This window comes from Clostridium drakei, from assembly GCF_000633595.2.
In the GTDB taxonomy this organism is placed as follows: domain Bacteria; phylum Bacillota; class Clostridia; order Clostridiales; family Clostridiaceae; genus Clostridium_AM; species Clostridium_AM drakei.
The window spans coordinates 81,724-99,750 of sequence record NZ_JIBU02000008.1; the positions used below are offsets into that span (position 1 = coordinate 81,724).

Below are 18,027 nucleotides of genomic sequence, written 5' to 3' on the forward strand. Positions count from 1 at the left end.
TAATACCTCCATTATATAATTTTATTTGAAACTTATTTAATATTTCAATAATATAACTATGCCCTGTGATCCTGCAGCAAATGTCCAAATCATTACATAGTCTCCCCTTTTTACCTTACCTTTTTCTATAGCCTCATAAAGTGCTATGAACGGACTACTTGTACCTGTGTACCCATATTTGTTGCCAATATATAAACTTTTTTCTTCAGATATACCCATAGCTTGTCTTATTTTATATATATTTTTAACTGCAAGCTGTGAAAAGCAAAACATACTTATATCATCTTTTGTAATTCCATTTTGCTTAATCATCTTTTCCATAATGTCAACAGCATTTGAAATCAATTTTTCAACACTAAAAGGAAGCCACTTAAGATAAAGTTCATCCAAATTTTTTGATTTTAAAAAATCTGAAAATCCATGGCTTGGATAAAGAACTTTGTCCACTATAGCTGTATTTACATAATATTGATTATCAATTAATCCACAATCATCATCAACTTTTTCTAAAATCATTGCACATGCTGCATAACCATAATTGCCATAACACAGTTCATTGTTAGGATCTATAATAGCGTTATCATCATCACAACCAATAATAAGAGCTCTTTTGGCATGTTTTGATGACATAAGATAATTTGACATATTTTCAAAAGCAATAGCCATTCCAGCGCAATTGGCATTGACATCAAGGCACATTACATTAGCACTCATATTCAATTCCTTATGTATAAAAATTGAGGTTGCAGGTGATACATATTCTGGTAATATTGAGGAATATATAATTGCATCAATGTCTTTTCCTTCAAGATTAGCCTTCTTCAATACAGATTTTCCTGCTTTTATAACGAGTTGAAGGACCGATTCACCATCATTCAGCATATATCTTTTATCTCTGCCCATCACATCTTCCAGTAGATGCTTGACATCTTTGTCTTGTCTTCTAAAATGTTCAATATAAAAATCATTTGAAACCACCTTTGATCCATGACATACGTCAATATAACTTAATTTTACTCCCATATTTATTATGCCCTCCTTAAAGAAACATTTTATAACTTTATAAAGCTTATTTTTAAAAAATTAAAAGTGTCTATTATTTACTACTAAATAATAGACACACAAATATACATGAGTTTCTTGAGATAAATTAACTTTGGCAACCTGGCAATCATAGAAAAGCAAATTTCTTAAGACCCATAGCTTTGCGACCTTACCTTTCGATAAGTGTGCTATTATCAATATTTATATAAACTATACTACACCAAAATTTTACAAAATTCAATGGGAACATTTTATTTATATAGTTATATGAATAGATTATACAAATAGCACCTAATGCTATTGTTTCAGGGATTAATTTTACTAAGCTTATAGAAAAATATGAAAAAAAACTGCAAGATGAAAATTATTTATTTTATATAGTTGCTTTATTAAGTTTTTTTCTTGTTTATTGGTGCGTGAATTTTTACCAGGAAAGAATTGAAGAAGCAAAAAAAGAAGTTCTAACAGGAACTTTAAATAAAAAGGCTTTTAAAGCTTTTGTACAGAAAAAATTATCTAAAAAAAATTAAAATCATGGAATTATATTAATTGATTTAAATAATTTCAAAGAGATAAATGATAAGCTTTATGAAATATATTGACATTACAATCAATAAATGAAATAATAAGTACATAATTAATAGTTAATATTAAATAATAAGAAATATTATAAAATTAAGAATAGAGATAAGACATAGATTTTACATCAAAGTTATGAATATGGAAGTCTAAGTATATGCATTTTAAAGTTTGTTAACTAGACTTTAATTCCTGGTAATCATTCTTTGTAATGTATCAGCATTTGAAAGGAGAATATAATTATGGAAAAGTTGAGGAAAGTAATTAAGATCACAAAAGGCCAACCAGCAGTTGATGGAGCAGGTGTAAAGATGGTGCGTGTATTTGGGTATAATGATACTAAAGATTATGATCCATTTTTAATGCTAGATGCTTTTGATTCAGACAAATCTGAAGATTATATAAAAGGTTTTCCTTGGCATCCACACAGAGGTATTGAAACAATAACCTATTTGATTAATGGAAATATCGAGCATGGAGATAGTCTTGGCAATAGTGGGAGCATTCTTGATGGAGACTGTCAATGGATGACAGCTGGCTCTGGTATTATCCATCAAGAAATGCCTAAGGCAAGTAGACGTATGCTAGGTGCTCAATTGTGGTTGAACTTGCCCGCCAAAGACAAAATGACTGAGCCAAGTTATGGAGATATAAAGGCTGAAAATATACCAATAATTAATGAAAATGGAACAAAGGTTCACATAATTGCTGGAGATTATCAAGGCCATAAAGGTGCTTTTCAAGGTAAATACATTAAAGCTACCTATTTAGATGTTGAATTACCTGCTAACCAGGAATGGAACTTCGTAAATGATTCTGAAAATACTTTATTTGTCTATATTTTTAATGGAAAAGCAATTTTTGATCCTAATAAGAGTATTGAGAATTCTAAAGATTTAATTGATGAAAAACAAGCTGTATTATTTAGTCATGATGATAAGTTTTGGATTAAGGCAGCAGACCATCCTGTACGTTTTATACTTTTATCTGCAAAACCATTGAAAGAAGCAATTGCTTGGGGTGGGCCTATAGTTATGAATACAAAGGAAGAATTGAGTTCATCTTTCTTAGAGTTAGATAACAATACATTTATAAAAACTGTTACAGAAAAATTATAGGAATTGTTTGCTATTTAACGACTTGGTATATAATGAAAACTACGATGTATTATTACCGTATTGGAGAAAAATCTGATACGGTTTTTTTATATTTTTAAATGTTAATGATACATAAGTTCCATTTTGAGCGGAACTTATTTGTTATTTTACAAAATTTAAATTCATGTTATCGTATACATATAAAATAATTAGAGATGATAAACAGGAAGGAGGTTGAGAAATGGATAACTTAAATGGAAGGCAAATTGAATTTACAAATTTATTATTAGATAGTGAACAATTTAAAACAATTAAATATTATAGTGAAGCTTTGAACGTATCTGAAAAGACAATCAAAAAGGATTTGATGGCAATTGAACAATATTTAAATAAGTTTAAAGTTCAATTGGAAAAAAAGCACAGCATGGGAATAATGATAAAAGATGTTAGAAAAGCTAAATTGATTTTGAATAATAATCTTCAAATACAGGAATTAAAGAATAAGAAGATTTCAATAAATGAGAGAAGAATTGAAATTATTAAAGAAATGCTCATTAAATCCAATAGTAGTACTTCTATTCAAAAACTTTCTGAGAAATATTATGTAAGTAAAACTAGTATAATAAATGATTTTAAGTATATAGAAAAATGGCTTTCCTTATTTAAGTTAAGATTAGAAAAAACAGTAGAAGGAACTCAAGTAAAAGGATTGGAAGTTAATATTCGTAGAGCAATCTGCTCTTTATTGTTTGAATATTCAAACGGGAAAAAGAATGAAAATACTGTTGAAGAATTGGCAGCACGGTTAGACGTAGTTACTTTAAATGGATTATCAGAGCTTTTTGAAAGAGATAAAATTATATATGTTAATAGACTATTGCTTGATTTAGAAAAAAAATATAATTGTAAAATAGATGAACCATATTACACTAATTTATTGACTCATATTCTGATTTCAATGGAAAGAGGCTCAACAGGGAAATCTATATCGAAGAAAGAAAAAATTGGAGATTTTAAATCAGAAAAGGATTATAAAGAAGCTGTTTTGTGTATTGAGAAAATTAATAACGATTTTGGAATGAAACTAGATGAAGCAGAAGTTTATTATTTGTATCAGTATTTTGTATCATTTGGACTGATTAAGGAAGTAGTGGAAAGTCAAGATAAAGTATTAAACAAATTAGATTCTGTATCTATAGAGTTTAGAAACATGATGACTAAATGCATAGAAGAAATTTTGCAAATAAATATTACAAATGATCAAGATATAATGTATAAATTGTTGCTTCATATAAGACCAATGCTAAATCGTATGGAATATGATATCCAAATATCAAATCCTCTTATTAATGAAATAAGAGAACAATATCCTATTCTTTTAAACGTATGTAAGGCTGCTGCACTTATGGCATCCTATCAGCTAAAACAGAAAGTAATCCCAATGGATGAGATTGGATATTTAGCAGTATATTATCAGTTGGGATTAGAGAACTCTTATATAAAGAAAAGGATCTTAGTAGTTTGTCACAGTGGTTATGGAACATCACAACTTTTAAGAACAAAGCTCAACAGGTACTTCCCAGAGCTTGTAATCGTAGATAATGTTTCAGCTAGTATAATCAAGAACAGAAATGTTAATGATATTGATTTTGTAGTTACAACAGTTCCATTGGAGTTTCAAAGTAAGCCATATATATTAGTATCAACATTTCTAAATGAGTATGATATTAAAAATATATCTGATTTTCTAGTTAGTAACAAAAATAAAAATGAAAAGAAAAAAGTAACAACAAAACTTATTGGAAAGTATTTACAGGAAGAACTAGTATATTTCAACATACCAGAAAGTAATGTGAAAAAAGAAATTAATGAAAATTATAAAACCTGTATTGACTTTAATGAAATAAATATTGATAGAAATCTAAAAATACAATTAGGATTTCATAAAAGTGAATGTATACTTGGACTTTCTATAAATGATATAGAGAACAATGAAAAGCAGTTAACTTTTTATATTGCTGTGGGAGACATTGAGTTAATGACTCATATGCTTAAGGAAATTATAAATTTTGATATGAAAGAAAACTATGCAAACTATTTAAGGAAATGTACTAAGAAAAAAGACGTAAAGCAATATTTTGCATTAAATAGCAAAGGTGGGGGAGAAATGGATATAAATTTAGCTAAAGTAATAAAGAAGGAAACAATAAAGTTAAACATGGAAGCAACTACAAAAGATGAAGCATTAAAAGAACTTACAGAATTACTATATGATGCTGGAGTTCTCTCTGATAAAGAAGCATTTTTGAAAGACGTATATTATAGAGAAACTTTAGGTTCAACAGGAATAGGAAATAAAATAGCAATTCCTCATGGAAAATCTAAATTTGTTAACAAAACATCCATAGCTTTTGGAAAAGCAAAAGCTGATATTGAATGGGAAAGCTTGGATGACAAGCCAGTACATTTTATTATTCTATTTGCTGTGACTGAATCTGATAAGGATAGCGTTCATGTTAGATTACTTTCAAAAGTGGCAGGAAAATTAGGGGATGATGAGGTGTGCGAAAGCTTACTAAATGCAGCAACTCCAGAAGAAGTTTATGAAATATTCACAAGAGAAGAAGAACTTTAAGTTTAAATTGATTTGGTAATTTTATAATATTATATAAACATTAAAAATAAGAAAGGGGATATAAGTATGAAAATTGTAGGAATAGCGGCTTGTACATCTGGGATCGCACATACGTATATAGCAAAAGAAAAACTTATAAGAGCAGCAAAAGCATTAAATCATGAAATTCACATTGAAACTCAAGGAACAATTGGAACAGAAGATGAACTTACTCCAAAGGATATCAAAGAAGCAGACATAGTAATTATTGCAGCGGATATTAAGGTAGGAGGTAGAGAAAGATTCAAAGATAAGAAGGTTATTGATGTTTCAACAGAAATTGTAATAAAATCTCCTAAGGCACTTATTAATAAAATTCAACAAGAGCTAGGCTTGTAGAAAATATTTTAGAATCAATGTAGATTAAAAAATGAGAGGAGAACTTATGATGTTAAAAAAGTTAGAATTGAAAAAGCATGCTATGACAGGTATATCTTATATGCTTCCATTAGTTGTTGCTTCTGGTTTGCTAATTGCTATTGGTAATTTAGCAGGTGGAAATCCAGCTTTAATCTCCGATTATAAGAAGTCTTATACTATTTGGCAGGCAGCAGTTTCATTAGGAGTTTTTGGTATGGGATTATTGCCAGCAGTTATGGGTGCAGCCATTGCATATTCAATTGCTGACCGACCTGGTATTGCACCTGGTTTGTTAATGGGTATGATAGCCAATGCTATGGGGGCTGGTTTCCTTGGAGGAATGCTTGGAGGTTACCTTGCAGGTTATTTTGTAAACTTTTTAAAGAAAAACTTAAAAGTACCTGTATGGGCACAAGGTTTATTACCAATGATGATTATTCCGTTAATATCTTCTGCAGTTATAGGATTAGTTATGTTCTTTGTAATTGGTGGACCAATAGCTGTAGCTTCAGCCGGACTTACGAATATGCTTAATAATATGCAAGGTGGATCAAAAGTTATATTTGGTATTATTATGGGTGCCATGGCAGCATTTGATTTCGGTGGACCTGTTAATAAAGTAGCTTCACTTTTTGCTGATGGATTATTATTACAAGGTGTTTATGGTCCAGAAGCTATCAAAATATGCGCATCTATGATTCCTCCTTTTGGAGTTGCATTATCTTGGGTAATAAGAAAAGCAAGGTATACAAAAAATGAATCTGATAATATAAAAATTGCTTTTCCAATGGGAATATGTATGATTACTGAAGGCGTTATTCCAATTGCAGCTGTTGATCCTCTTCGTGTAATTTTCTCTTGTTCCTTTGGAGCAGCTGTTGGTGGAGCAATAATCATGCTGTTAAATGTTGGATCTCCAGTTCCTTCTGGTGGAATGTTTATTGTACCTGCTATGCAAAATCCAATTGGCTTCTTGATTGCTTTGGGCACAGGTTCTGTTATTACAGCAATTTTACTTGTAATTCTTAAAAAAGATGCAGTGGAAAAAGTAGTTGAAGAAGAAGAGGAAGAAGAAGAAATAGATTTATCAAGTATAAAAATAAAATAATTAGGAGAAATAATAATGTATGTTTCAATGAATGATATGCTTAAAAAAGCAAATAAAGAGAACTACGCAGTTATGGCTATTAATTGTTTTAATCTAGAAACTGTTAGGACTGTAATTAAAGCAGCAGAATTGGAGAATTCACCTATTATAATTAATATAGTTCAGGAACATTTACTTGATCATTGCGATAGTGAATTAATAACTCCGATTGTAAAAACCTTAGCTAATAGAACATCCATAAAAGCAGCACTAAATTTTGATCATGGTGAGGAAGTTTTATTTATAAAGAAAGCAATAGATGACGGTTTTTCATCTGTAATGGTTGATGCTTCACGCTTTGGATTAACAGGAAATATTAATATGACTAAAGAAGTTGTAGATTATGCACATCCAAAAGGAGTAAGTGTTGAAGGAGAAATTGGATGTTTGGGAGCTACAGAAGGCTCAGCATTTACAGCTGATGACATGTATACCAATCCAGAAGAAGCCTTAAAGTTTGCTAGAGAAACTGGCATTGATGCACTAGCTATATCTATTGGCACTTCTCATGGAAATTACCCAGAGGGAATGGTTCCAGAATTTGATTTTGAAAGATTAAAAACTATTAAGGAATTGACTAAAATGCCATTAGTTCTTCATGGAGGTTCTGGTTCTGGAAAAGATAATATTTTAAAAGCAGTTAAATATGGTATTAATAAAATAAATGTTGGTTGTGATTTTATGAATGCAAATGTACAAGCTATTAAAGCTAGATTACAACAAAATCCAAACGTTAATTATTATGTTTTAATGCATCAAATTGAACAAGATAGTATTGATATTGTAAGAAATTATATTAAACTGTCAGGATCAAGTAGCAAAAATTAATGTTAAAAATATTTATAATCAAAAATTAAAATAAAAAGGAGAATATTATTATGTTAATGAATATGAAAGAATTATTATCTGTAGCACAAGAAAATAAATTTGCTGTACCAGCCTTTAATACAAGTAGTTGTATGATTTTAAAAGGTGTTATGGAAGCTTGCAAGGAAAAGCAAGCTCCAGTAATTATTGCAATACATCCAGATGAACTATCATTTGTAGAAGATAGCTTTATAGCAAGTGTAAAGGAAGAAGCTTTTAAATGTGATATACCAGTAGTTATTCATTTAGATCACGGTGGAACTTTTGAACAAGTTCTTAGAGCAATAAGATGCGGATTTACATCAGTAATGATTGATGCTTCACATATGACATTTGAAGAAAATATAGCTATTACTAAAAAAGTAGTTGAAGTAGCACATCCACTTAATGTTTCAGTTGAAGCAGAACTTGGAACTATAGGTACAACAGGCAATGGAGGAGAAGCTGGAGCTGATAAGATAATTTATACAGATCCAGAAAAAGCAAAAGAATTTGTTGATAGAACAGGAGTAGATACACTAGCAATTGCTATTGGAACATCTCATGGAATTTATCCAAAAGACATGAAACCAAAATTGAGATTAGATTTATTAAAAACTATAAGAGAAATAGTTCAGGTTCCATTAGTATTACATGGTGGATCAGCTAATTCAGATGATGAAATTGCAGAATCTGTAAAATTAGGAATATCTAAAATAAATATTTCTAGTGATATAAAAGATGCATTTTATAAGAAATGCCGACAAGTACTAACAGAAGATTTAAGCGCTCGTGAACCAAATGCTATCTATCCTCCATGCATAGAAGCTATGAAGGAAGTAATTTATCATAAAATAAGTTTATTTAATGATGAAGATAAAGTAAAGCATTATAAATAAAAATAGATTATTTTAAATAATTTTTGTAATATAATATAGTCTGTGAAAACTTCATTTCAGTATTTAATTATAGGAAATAAAGTGGACACAGACTATGTTTTTATATGATTATTATTTATTAGTGATATCAAATCAAGGTGGTGGAGAATATGAAGAAAATAGGAATTGATATTGGAGGTACACAATTAAGATGTGCTATTTTTGATGAAGATGGAAAAATTATAAAAAAGATAAAATTTGAAAATGAAAAAAACCTTGGATGTGTAAAGAATTTAAACAAATTAATTGATTTTATTAATATGGAAAAAAGAAACTATGAATTTAGTGGAATTGGGATTGGTTGTCCAGGTCCATTAGATATAAAAAAAGGAAAAATTTTAAATCCTCCTAATTTAGTGGGATGGAATGGATTTAATATTGTTGAGTTTTTTCAGAAAAAAACACTTATAAAAACAAAATTAAATAATGATGCTAATGCTGCTGGGCTGGCTGAAGCCATATATGGTTTTGGAAAAGGATATGAATCAGTATTTTTTATTACAATATCCACTGGAGTAGGTGGGGCATATATACTAAATAATAAGATAATAGGTGGAGCTAATTCTTCAGCTGCGGAAATTAACAATATTATTATTAATGAAGATAAATATTCACACAATGGTTTAAATGCTGGAGGGCTAGAAGGTCAATGCAGTGGCACTAATATTGCAAGAATAGCTAGTGAAAGGTCAAATAAGAATTTAAATGCAAAAGATGTTTTTGAATTATACCATTTAAAAGATAAAATGGCCGTGCAGGTTATAGAAGATTTTTGCGAAAATATGGCTAAGGGCATTGCTAATATATGTGCAGTAGTAGATCCTGATATTTTTATAATAGGAGGCTCTGTTGCTATTCATAATCCTGAAATAATTAATATTATAAAAGAAAAAACCATGTCTAAGGTTCATAATCCTCAAACTTTAAAAATAGAATTAGCAAAATTTGAAGATGATGCTGGTTTAATAGGAGCAGCTCAATTGGTTTAAATTATTAAATATTTTAAATATTATTGTTTTTTAGAAAAACAAGTGATGATATTCATACATATTAGCACTTGTTTATTTAGTTTGATGTAAATTATTCACCATCCTCTCCTCCAGGACTATCGCGTCTTGGTCATGAGGATTCTGGAAGAGGTTCAACATTTTTATATTTATGCTAATAGTAAATATAATAAGTAATAAAATTTTAATGATGAAGAGTTTGCTTGATTAAATCAATAGAGTATAATTGAAATATATTCTATATATGGAGAAGATATAGAATGAAAAATTATTGAGTATGAAGATATTATAATGAAATGAGTAGAAGCTTTCGTAAACGCACTAGCAGTGTAAATTTAACAATAATTAAAGGAATGGATAATATGAAATATATATTAAGTAATACTTTAATAACCTTGATAAATACTATAGATGTTCATTTACTGCTTACTAGAAAAAGAAGTATTAAATACTGTATATCTATAGGCGTAATTAATTATTTAATTGTATTGTGTGGAACGTATCTTTGTGATATTTTTTTAAAACAAACTATTTTTTATAAATATGTGGTCTTTATTTTATTGTGTCTTGCTTTTTATATTTATCTTTCTTTAATTTTCGAAGAATCTATTTCAAAAAAAATATTTACTCTGTTTACTATGTGGCTTTTTTCCATTATTATATTACTTGTAAGTAGTTATATAATAGGTTTATTTCCTATTAAAGACCCTAGTATGTATAAATACTTATCGACCTTATTAAGAACTTTTATTGAAGTTTTTATGATTCCTATAATATATTTAAAATTTAGAAACAAATATAAAGAATTACTAAGATATATAACTAATAGAGTTATTAATATAATATCCATTTATAGTATTATAATATTTATATTTTTAGCTAATTATTATGGTTTCAATGCTAATAAGCCTATTAAATCTTATGATGTTTTTAATAGTTTGTTGTTTGTACTTATAATTACTTTATCTTATGCAATAATTTTTATTGCTGCTTCTTCTGTAAATAAAAATGTAGAATTGGAATATAAATTAAAAAATATAGATGCTCAAATAGAATTACAAAAACAAAATTATAAAACTTTGAATAAATCTATTGAAAATTATTATGCATTTAAACATGACATGAGACATCATCTTTTGGCCATAAAGTCAATGATAGATACTAAAAAGTACATAGCAGCATCAGAATATTTTACTAAGTTTAGTAAAACAGAAATATGTGAAAATATAGATATGTTGTGTAAAAATTTCACTGTAGATTCAATATTAAAATATTATATTAATATTGCTAAGGAGAGTAATATTGAATTTAAGACGAAGATGAATATACCAGAAGATATTAATATAGATGCCCTTGATTTATCAGTTGTTATAGGTAATTGTGTTGAAAATGCCATTGAAGCGTGCAATAAAGAAATTGATGAAATTGAAAAATATATTAATATAAAATCTGAAATTAAGGGTTTTAATCTAATAATCAGAATCAATAATAGCTTCAATGGACAAGTTATAGAAAAAGATAAAATAATCAGAACAAGTAAAAAATCGAAGGAACATGGCATAGGATTATCAAACGTGAGAAAAATAGTGGAAAAATATAATGGCTTTTTTGATGTGAAATATACAGATAGTGAATTTCAAGTAAATATTATTATGAATTTTAGCTAAGTTAAAAGGAGTAGTGATAGATATGATGAATATTGCAGTTTGTGATGATGATATGGAGGAACTTAAGACAATCTCTAACTTTATATCAAAAAATATAGAAGAATTAGATATAGCTTTTAAAATAAAATGCTTTAACGAAGGGCAAGATCTAATTGAACATATAAATTTTAATAAAGATAATTTTGATATAATATTTTTAGATATTTACATGAAAGCTTCACAAGGAATAGATATTGCAAAGGAAATTAGAGAGTTTGATAAAGAATGTAAGATTATATTCATAACTTCTTCACATGAACATGCAATAGATAGTTATGAAGTTAGAGCTCTCTATTACATTCTAAAGCCTATAAATGAAGAAAAATTTAGTACCGCTATTAAGCTAGCTATAGAGGAATTAAATAAGGAGAATAAATATATAGTTATTGCAAATAAAAAAGGAAGTTATAAAATTTTTCATAAGGATATATTATATGCAGAAAGTACAGCTAGGCTTGTGAATTTGCATCTAAAATCCAGTGAAATCATTACTTTCTATTCAAAGCTTGGGGATTTTCTCCAAAGACTTGAAGATGAAAAATTTATTAAGGTTCACAAGAGCTTTATTGTAAATATGGATTATGTTTTAAGGATAGAAGATAAATTTATATTTATAGATAGTTATATAAAAATACCTATAAGTGGTGTTAATTTGACAAATGTAAAGGAAACTTACTTTAACTACTTATTAAAATATACATAAAAAGACAAAACATACATGATAAAAGTATCATGTATGTTTTTTTTAGGAATTTTTACATTTTAAGCTTTGTTTTTTACATCAGCAGAATATATATTGTAACTTATGATATAGTATAGAAACAACAAAAAGATGATGTATATAGAAGACTTTATAGGATTAATTTATCATGAGAAAAGGGGTGAAGTTTTATGATTAACAAATTTATTAGTGGTTTGTCTGTCAAAAAAGTGGGTTTGATTTACAAATTTTTTAAAGTAGGTTTCAAATTTCATAATGGACAAGGAACTCCGTTTATAGAAATTTAATATAATGGTATTCTTGTTTTTTCTCAATAAATAAAATTTTTGCAAAATTCATAGTTTTAAAATTAAAAACAAATAGATATAATATATATGCAATAAGTTTCTAATCATTATCTACATCATATTGTTTTATAGTAATAGTTAATATATTAGATATTAGAAAATTGATAATAAAAATTCAAGTTAGAATATATTGTAAAAAATTTATTTAATTCAAATTTGGCAAGTAGTTCAAAATTAAAAACTACTTGCTTTTTCTAGTTTGTAAAAACAATTTATTAAAAAGAACTTAATGCATTTGAAGGTAAATATTTGAATAGTTAATAAAAAGTGATAAAGGCATTATGAAAGTGTAAGTGATGTTACACTGATATAGCTTTGGTTGCATTAATATTATTAATTTTGCCCTTAAAAAACTCTTTAAAATAGATACTTATAGGCTGTTGTATTTTTCGTAAAAAGGTGGTATCTTTTTTATTGTGTACTGTAAATAATATTTATAAATATACTTTCTATTTAATGTAAGTAGTTAGAATATAAAGTGCTAAATTAACTATATAAGTAATTCAATATCCGTTCTTTTAGTTCCTTTATTCTATTATTTTTTATAAAACGATAATTGTTTTAAGTATGAGTTTTATTACATAAAATACAATATAGTTTGTATGTATGCAAAATTCACTAATATTTAAAATTATAAAGCATTAATTCTAAATTTTGTTGTAATTAAAAAGGGGATGGGTATTTTGGAAAAGGATGCAGAAAAGAATAAACAAATTAGAAGACGCAGCAGTAAAAAAAATAATAATAAGTATAATAAAGTTATAATAGGTACTGCAAGTTCTTTTTGTATTTTACTTGCTATATATTTAGGTGTATCAATATATTTTAGTAAGCATTTTTATCTTGGATCAAAGATTAACTGCGTCAATGTTTCTGGAAAAACTGTTGAAGAAGTAGACAAACAAATGGCAGCTGAAATAAAATCCTATAAGTTGAATTTAAAAGAACGTGATGGTAAAAGTGAACAAATTAAAGCTGAAGATATTAAATTAAAGTATAATTCAAATGATGAATTTAAGAAACTTAAGAATAAACAAGGTGCCTATAAATGGCCCTTAGCGATTTTTAGCACAAATGTTTCCAACATGAGGGCTGAAGTTTCATATGATAAAGATTTATTAGAACAAAAGGTGAACAATCTTTCTTGTCTTGATAGTAAAAAGGTAGTTGAGCCTAAAAATCCTAGCTTTAAGTATACAGATAAGGGCTATGAAATCGAAAGTGAAGTAAATGGAAATAAGATTAATAAAACTTCTTTATATAACAATGTGGTAAAGGCAATAGCTAATGGTGAAACTACTGTAGATTTAGAAGTACTTAATTGTTATGTAAAACCAAAATATACTGTAAAATCTAAAGAAACTACTGAAAATAAAGACATGCTTAATAAATATGTATCCTCCAAAATTACTTATACTTTTGGTGATAAGCAGGAAACTATAGATGGTTCTAAAATAAATAATTGGCTTAAGGTTAATGATGACTTTAAAGTTGAAGTTGATGAGAAAAAAGTAAAAGAATATATGAATGAACTTGCTGGTACTTATGATACAATTGGTAAAACAAGAAGCTTCACTACATCATCAGGATCAACAATAAAAGTTGGTGGTGGTGATTATGGATGGTGTACTAATGCTTCAAAAGAAACGCAAAACTTAATTGCTGCAATTAAAGAAGGAAAGTCCGTAAAAAAGGAGCCAACTTACATTCAAACAGCAGCATCTCACAGTAGTAATGATATTGGAAACACCTATGTAGAGGTAGACATGGGAAGACAACATTTATGGTTTTATAAAAATGGTTCTTTAGTGGTTCAAGGTGATGTTGTTACAGGTAAGGTAAGTGATGGACATGCAACGCCAGAAGGTATTTATACTTTGAAATACAAAGAAAGACATGCTACTTTGAAAGGACAGGGATATGCTTCTCCTGTTGATTATTGGATGCCGTTTAATGGTGGTATTGGAATTCATGATGCGACATGGAGACCAGTATTTGGTGGTAGTATATATATGTCAGATGGTTCACACGGTTGTGTAAACTCACCACATTATCTAGCACAAACAATATATGAAAACATTGAAGAAGGAACTCCAATCGTTTGTTACTATTAGTAATTTCAGTAAGTGAAAAGTTCAACATTAAAAAATCTTGGAGTGAAGATAGTACTAGAAGAATAATTAGAGAAGAAAAACAATTAGCATAACTAAAAAGGATATTTTTATATTATTGCGTATATGATATAAAAATATCTTTTTTCATTTGTCAATGAAAAATTAGACAAGTTTAGTACAGAATTATTTATGAACTAGATAAAATAAAAGAGATGAAGGTATAATTTTACTATAAGCTTTAGTTATGAATGCTTAAGCAAAGGAGTTGGAAAGTATGAAGCAAGAACCTAATCCTAATAAAATTTATCCTAGAGCTAATGATTTTACTACTGTTTACTTGAAAAATGTAATAAATAATTCAAATATAATTGTTGATGATTTTACAATGTATAATGATTTTTATAATGATCCAAAAGATTTTGAAAAGAAAAATGTTTTGTATCAGTATCCTATCAACAAAGATAAACTTATCATAGGAAAATTTTGTTCCATTGCTTGTGGAGCAAAGTTCATTTTTAACAGTGCCAATCATACACAAAAATCGATTTCTACATACCCATTTCCTATTTTTTATGAAGAGTGGGATAATACCATGAAGGTTTGTGAAGCTTGGGACAACAAAGGTGATATTATAATTGGGAATGACGTTTGGATTGGATTTGAAGCTGTTATTATGTCTGGAGTGCATATTGGTGATGGAGCTATTATTGGAACGAGAGCTTTAGTAACCAAAGATGTTCCACCATATACTATAGTTGGTGGTATGCCAGCAAGGATTATAAAAAAGCGTTTTGAAGATTCCGTTATAGAAGAATTACTTAAAGTTCAGTGGTGGAATTGGAGTACTCAAAAGATATCTGAAAAATTAACTGCTATTAGAAATGGTGATATAGGAGCATTAAAAAGATAGAGTATATGATGGAGGAAGAATTGTAATGTTAAAACAAAGTTTAAAAATAGAAAATATCCCTGTAATCTTGTGGGGAAATAAATCGGATAAACTATTTATAGCCGTACATGGTAATATGTCAAATAAATCGGATGATGTTATTGTTGCATTTGTAGAAGAAGCAGTGACTAAAGGTTATCAAGTGCTAAGTTTTGATTTACCTGAACATGGTGATCGTAAAGGTGAAAATTATGCTTGTAAAGTTCAAAATTGTGTTCATGATCTTAATATTATTATGAGTTATGCAAAATCTTTATCAAATATCATAAGTTTATTTGCTTGCAGTATGGGAGCGTATTTTAGCTTGCTTTCATATAAGGAGGATTCATTGAAACAGAGTTTGTTCTTATCGCCTGTGGTAAATATGGAACTTGTGATAAATAATATGATGACATGGTTTAATGTAAGTGAAAATAGATTGAAAAAAGAAAAAGAAATTCCTACACCTATTGGACAAAAACTTTATTGGGATTACTATTGTTATGTAAAAGAGCATCCTATTGTTGATTGGAATAAAGAAACATCAATTTTATATGGTTCAGAGGATGATATATGTAAGTTTGATGTGATATCTAATTTTGCTAAGGCTTTTCACTGTGATCTTCAGGTAATGGAACATGGGGAACATTATTTTCACACCGAAGAGCAATTGCAATATTTTAGACAGTGGGCGAAAAGACATGTGTATTGAAAGTTATCTCCATATCATTTAAACTTAAATGTATATTAAAATACTGAATTGAGGAAGAATCGATATGAAATATAAAATATATATTGTAGAAGATGATGTTTCAATAAGTACTGTGTTAAAAGAATGCATAGATAAATATGGTTTTCAAGTGGTAATAGTAGAAGACTTTGAAAAAGTAATGGATGGCTTTAATGAGTATAATCCGGATTTAGTGTTATTAGACGTTAATTTACCTAAATTTGATGGATTTTATTGGTGTAGAAAGATAAGACAACAATCAAAGGTACCTATAATATTTATATCTGCAAGAGACAGCGGAATGGATCAGGTTATGGCTTTAGAAAGCGGAGCTGATGATTATATAACTAAACCATTTTATTATGATGTGGTTATTGCAAAAATAAAGAGCCACTTAAGAAGAGCTTTTGGAGATTATGCACCTAAAATAGAAGAAAGAATAGTTGAAGTTGATGGCCTTAGATTTTATCCAGAAAGGTTAGAATTAGAATTTAAAGAACAAAAGTTAATTATAACTAAAAGAGAAGGAATATTGATAGAATATCTTATGAAAAAATATCCTAAGGTAGTTAGTAGAGATTTTCTTTTAGAAAAAATATGGGATGATATTGAATTTGTGGAGGAAAACACTTTAAGTGTAAATATAAGTAGGATAAGAAAAAGACTTCAGAATTTAGGCATAGATGGAGGAATAGAGACTATAAGAGGAGCAGGTTATAAATTAAACAAAACCTGGTAGATATAATATGAATTTATTTTTTAAACATAATAAAGGTTATATTTTTGTATATTTAATGAGTTTGATTCTTACAACAATGTATTGCAATGTTATTGGGTTTATAAAAGTTAGTGAAATTATTTATATATTCATGTTCAATACATTTATTTTAATTTGTTTTTTAGCTTTTAAATATTATCAAAATAGACGATTATATAAATTATTAAAAAATGGAGTTACATCCCTAAATGATGTTTTTATAGAGCTAGGTAGCTCAAAATTAAGTGAAAATATTTCTGACACATTAAAACAACAGCATAATTTATATGATGCTGAAATAAGAAAATTAAACAATATTCATAGTGAACATTTAACTTTTATCAATCAATGGGTTCATCAAATGAAGACACCTTTATCTGTTATACAACTACAGCTTAAAGAATATGAAGGAGAAGAAATAGCATTAAGCATTGAAGAAGAGGTTAACAAATTAAATAAAGGTTTAAATATGGCAATGTATTATGCAAGAATAGATTCTTTTAAAAAGGATTTTTTAATAGAGCAGTTTGATCTGAAAGGATTAGTTTTTGACATAGTGAATGAAGAAAAAAGAATTTTCATAAAGAATAAAATAACTCCTAAATTGGAAATTGATAAAGACATTAAAGTTTATAGTGATAAAAAGTGGTTGAAGTTTATATTAGATCAGTTGATTATTAATGGCATTAAGTATTCAAAGGATAAAGGAAAAGAATTAATTATAAAATCCTATGAATATGAAAAAGAAATTAAATTAAGTGTCATTGATAGTGGAATAGGAATTCCAAGTAAGGATATTAAAAAAGTATTTGATCCATTTTTTACTGGAGAAAATGGACGTAGGTTTGGGGAGTCTACAGGTATGGGATTATATATAGTAAAAGAAGTATGCAAAAATTTGGGACATAAGGTGGAGATAGAGTCTAATATTAATGAAGGAACAAAAGTTACAATAATGTTTGAATGTTTTCCATCATAATCAAGAAGAATCTAAAATAATCTTAAGATTCTTCTTTATTTATTTTTTGAAAA

The 18,027-nt window shown here is 27.9% G+C and carries 15 protein-coding genes and 1 riboswitch; of the genes, 14 read left to right on the forward strand and 1 reads right to left on the reverse strand.

Features of this window, described 5'->3' with window-relative positions:
* Positions 1–36 precede the first annotated feature (36 nt).
* On the reverse strand, positions 37–1,023 hold the full coding sequence (locus EG57_RS0204400; protein ID WP_032076069.1) for a 3-oxoacyl-[acyl-carrier-protein] synthase III C-terminal domain-containing protein: 987 nt from the start codon (positions 1,021–1,023) through the stop codon (positions 37–39).
* Between the two features lie 132 nt (positions 1,024–1,155).
* Positions 1,156–1,244, reverse strand: a riboswitch (cyclic di-GMP riboswitch).
* A gap of 621 nt (positions 1,245–1,865) precedes the next feature.
* On the opposite strand from EG57_RS0204400, the gene EG57_RS0204405 reads away from it, so the two are divergent.
* The 14 genes from EG57_RS0204405 to EG57_RS0204470 all read left to right on the forward strand — a co-directional run bounded on the left by EG57_RS0204405 (position 1,866) and on the right by EG57_RS0204470 (position 17,974).
* Positions 1,866–2,741 carry a pirin family protein gene (locus tag EG57_RS0204405; RefSeq protein WP_032076070.1) on the forward strand — a complete coding sequence of 292 codons (876 nt, stop codon included), beginning with the start codon at positions 1,866–1,868 and terminating at the stop codon, positions 2,739–2,741.
* Between the two features lie 220 nt (positions 2,742–2,961).
* Entirely contained in the window at positions 2,962–5,355 is a 2,394-nt protein-coding gene (locus EG57_RS0204410; RefSeq protein WP_032076071.1) for a BglG family transcription antiterminator, read from the forward strand.
* A 66-nt stretch (positions 5,356–5,421) separates the two neighbouring features.
* On the forward strand, positions 5,422–5,733 hold the full coding sequence (locus EG57_RS0204415; RefSeq protein ID WP_032076072.1) for a PTS fructose transporter subunit IIB: 312 nt from the start codon (positions 5,422–5,424) through the stop codon (positions 5,731–5,733).
* A gap of 49 nt (positions 5,734–5,782) precedes the next feature.
* Positions 5,783–6,862 carry a PTS fructose transporter subunit IIC gene (locus tag EG57_RS0204420; RefSeq protein WP_032076073.1) on the forward strand — a complete coding sequence of 360 codons (1,080 nt, stop codon included), beginning with the start codon at positions 5,783–5,785 and terminating at the stop codon, positions 6,860–6,862.
* A 15-nt stretch (positions 6,863–6,877) separates the two neighbouring features.
* Positions 6,878–7,729 (forward strand): class II fructose-bisphosphate aldolase, encoded by an 852-nt coding sequence (locus EG57_RS0204425; protein ID WP_032076074.1) that lies wholly within the window; start codon positions 6,878–6,880, stop codon positions 7,727–7,729.
* Positions 7,730–7,779: 50 nt separating this feature from the next.
* Entirely contained in the window at positions 7,780–8,646 is an 867-nt protein-coding gene (locus EG57_RS0204430) for a ketose-bisphosphate aldolase (protein ID WP_032076075.1), read from the forward strand.
* Between the two features lie 149 nt (positions 8,647–8,795).
* Positions 8,796–9,674, forward strand: a complete 879-nt coding sequence (locus EG57_RS0204435; RefSeq protein ID WP_032076076.1) for an ROK family protein — start codon at positions 8,796–8,798, stop codon at positions 9,672–9,674.
* A 380-nt stretch (positions 9,675–10,054) separates the two neighbouring features.
* Positions 10,055–11,359 (forward strand): ATP-binding protein, encoded by a 1,305-nt coding sequence (locus EG57_RS0204440; protein ID WP_152563668.1) that lies wholly within the window; start codon positions 10,055–10,057, stop codon positions 11,357–11,359.
* Between the two features lie 22 nt (positions 11,360–11,381).
* Complete coding sequence (locus EG57_RS0204445; protein WP_032076077.1) at positions 11,382–12,101, forward strand: LytR/AlgR family response regulator transcription factor; 720 nt, start codon at positions 11,382–11,384, stop codon at positions 12,099–12,101.
* A gap of 1,039 nt (positions 12,102–13,140) precedes the next feature.
* Positions 13,141–14,580, forward strand: coding sequence for a L,D-transpeptidase family protein (locus EG57_RS0204450; RefSeq protein WP_052037736.1), 1,440 nt, complete (start codon positions 13,141–13,143; stop codon positions 14,578–14,580).
* 274 nt (positions 14,581–14,854) lie between these two features.
* Positions 14,855–15,490 (forward strand): CatB-related O-acetyltransferase, encoded by a 636-nt coding sequence (locus EG57_RS0204455; RefSeq protein WP_032076078.1) that lies wholly within the window; start codon positions 14,855–14,857, stop codon positions 15,488–15,490.
* A gap of 25 nt (positions 15,491–15,515) precedes the next feature.
* Entirely contained in the window at positions 15,516–16,220 is a 705-nt protein-coding gene (locus EG57_RS0204460) for an alpha/beta hydrolase (RefSeq protein WP_032076079.1), read from the forward strand.
* A gap of 64 nt (positions 16,221–16,284) precedes the next feature.
* On the forward strand, positions 16,285–16,977 hold the full coding sequence (locus EG57_RS0204465; RefSeq protein WP_032076080.1) for a response regulator transcription factor: 693 nt from the start codon (positions 16,285–16,287) through the stop codon (positions 16,975–16,977).
* A 7-nt stretch (positions 16,978–16,984) separates the two neighbouring features.
* Positions 16,985–17,974: a sensor histidine kinase gene (locus EG57_RS0204470; RefSeq protein ID WP_032076081.1), complete on the forward strand. Its 990-nt coding sequence runs from the start codon at positions 16,985–16,987 to the stop codon at positions 17,972–17,974.
* The last annotated feature ends 53 nt before the right edge of the window (positions 17,975–18,027 follow it).

Excerpts from the sequence above, each read along its gene's own strand:
- EG57_RS0204400 (WP_032076069.1), bottom strand. The coding sequence starts at position 1,023 with ATGGGAGTAAAATTAAGTTATATTGACGTATGTCATGGATCAAAGGTG.
- EG57_RS0204405 (WP_032076070.1), top strand. The coding sequence starts at position 1,866 with ATGGAAAAGTTGAGGAAAGTAATTAAGATCACAAAAGGCCAACCAGCA.
- EG57_RS0204410 (WP_032076071.1), top strand. The coding sequence starts at position 2,962 with ATGGATAACTTAAATGGAAGGCAAATTGAATTTACAAATTTATTATTA.
- EG57_RS0204415 (WP_032076072.1), top strand. The coding sequence starts at position 5,422 with ATGAAAATTGTAGGAATAGCGGCTTGTACATCTGGGATCGCACATACG.
- EG57_RS0204420 (WP_032076073.1), top strand. The coding sequence starts at position 5,783 with ATGTTAAAAAAGTTAGAATTGAAAAAGCATGCTATGACAGGTATATCT.
- EG57_RS0204425 (WP_032076074.1), top strand. The coding sequence starts at position 6,878 with ATGTATGTTTCAATGAATGATATGCTTAAAAAAGCAAATAAAGAGAAC.
- EG57_RS0204430 (WP_032076075.1), top strand. The coding sequence starts at position 7,780 with ATGTTAATGAATATGAAAGAATTATTATCTGTAGCACAAGAAAATAAA.
- EG57_RS0204435 (WP_032076076.1), top strand. The coding sequence starts at position 8,796 with ATGAAGAAAATAGGAATTGATATTGGAGGTACACAATTAAGATGTGCT.
- EG57_RS0204440 (WP_152563668.1), top strand. The coding sequence starts at position 10,055 with ATGAAATATATATTAAGTAATACTTTAATAACCTTGATAAATACTATA.
- EG57_RS0204445 (WP_032076077.1), top strand. The coding sequence starts at position 11,382 with ATGATGAATATTGCAGTTTGTGATGATGATATGGAGGAACTTAAGACA.
- EG57_RS0204450 (WP_052037736.1), top strand. The coding sequence starts at position 13,141 with ATGGGTATTTTGGAAAAGGATGCAGAAAAGAATAAACAAATTAGAAGA.
- EG57_RS0204455 (WP_032076078.1), top strand. The coding sequence starts at position 14,855 with ATGAAGCAAGAACCTAATCCTAATAAAATTTATCCTAGAGCTAATGAT.
- EG57_RS0204460 (WP_032076079.1), top strand. The coding sequence starts at position 15,516 with ATGTTAAAACAAAGTTTAAAAATAGAAAATATCCCTGTAATCTTGTGG.
- EG57_RS0204465 (WP_032076080.1), top strand. The coding sequence starts at position 16,285 with ATGAAATATAAAATATATATTGTAGAAGATGATGTTTCAATAAGTACT.
- EG57_RS0204470 (WP_032076081.1), top strand. The coding sequence starts at position 16,985 with ATGAATTTATTTTTTAAACATAATAAAGGTTATATTTTTGTATATTTA.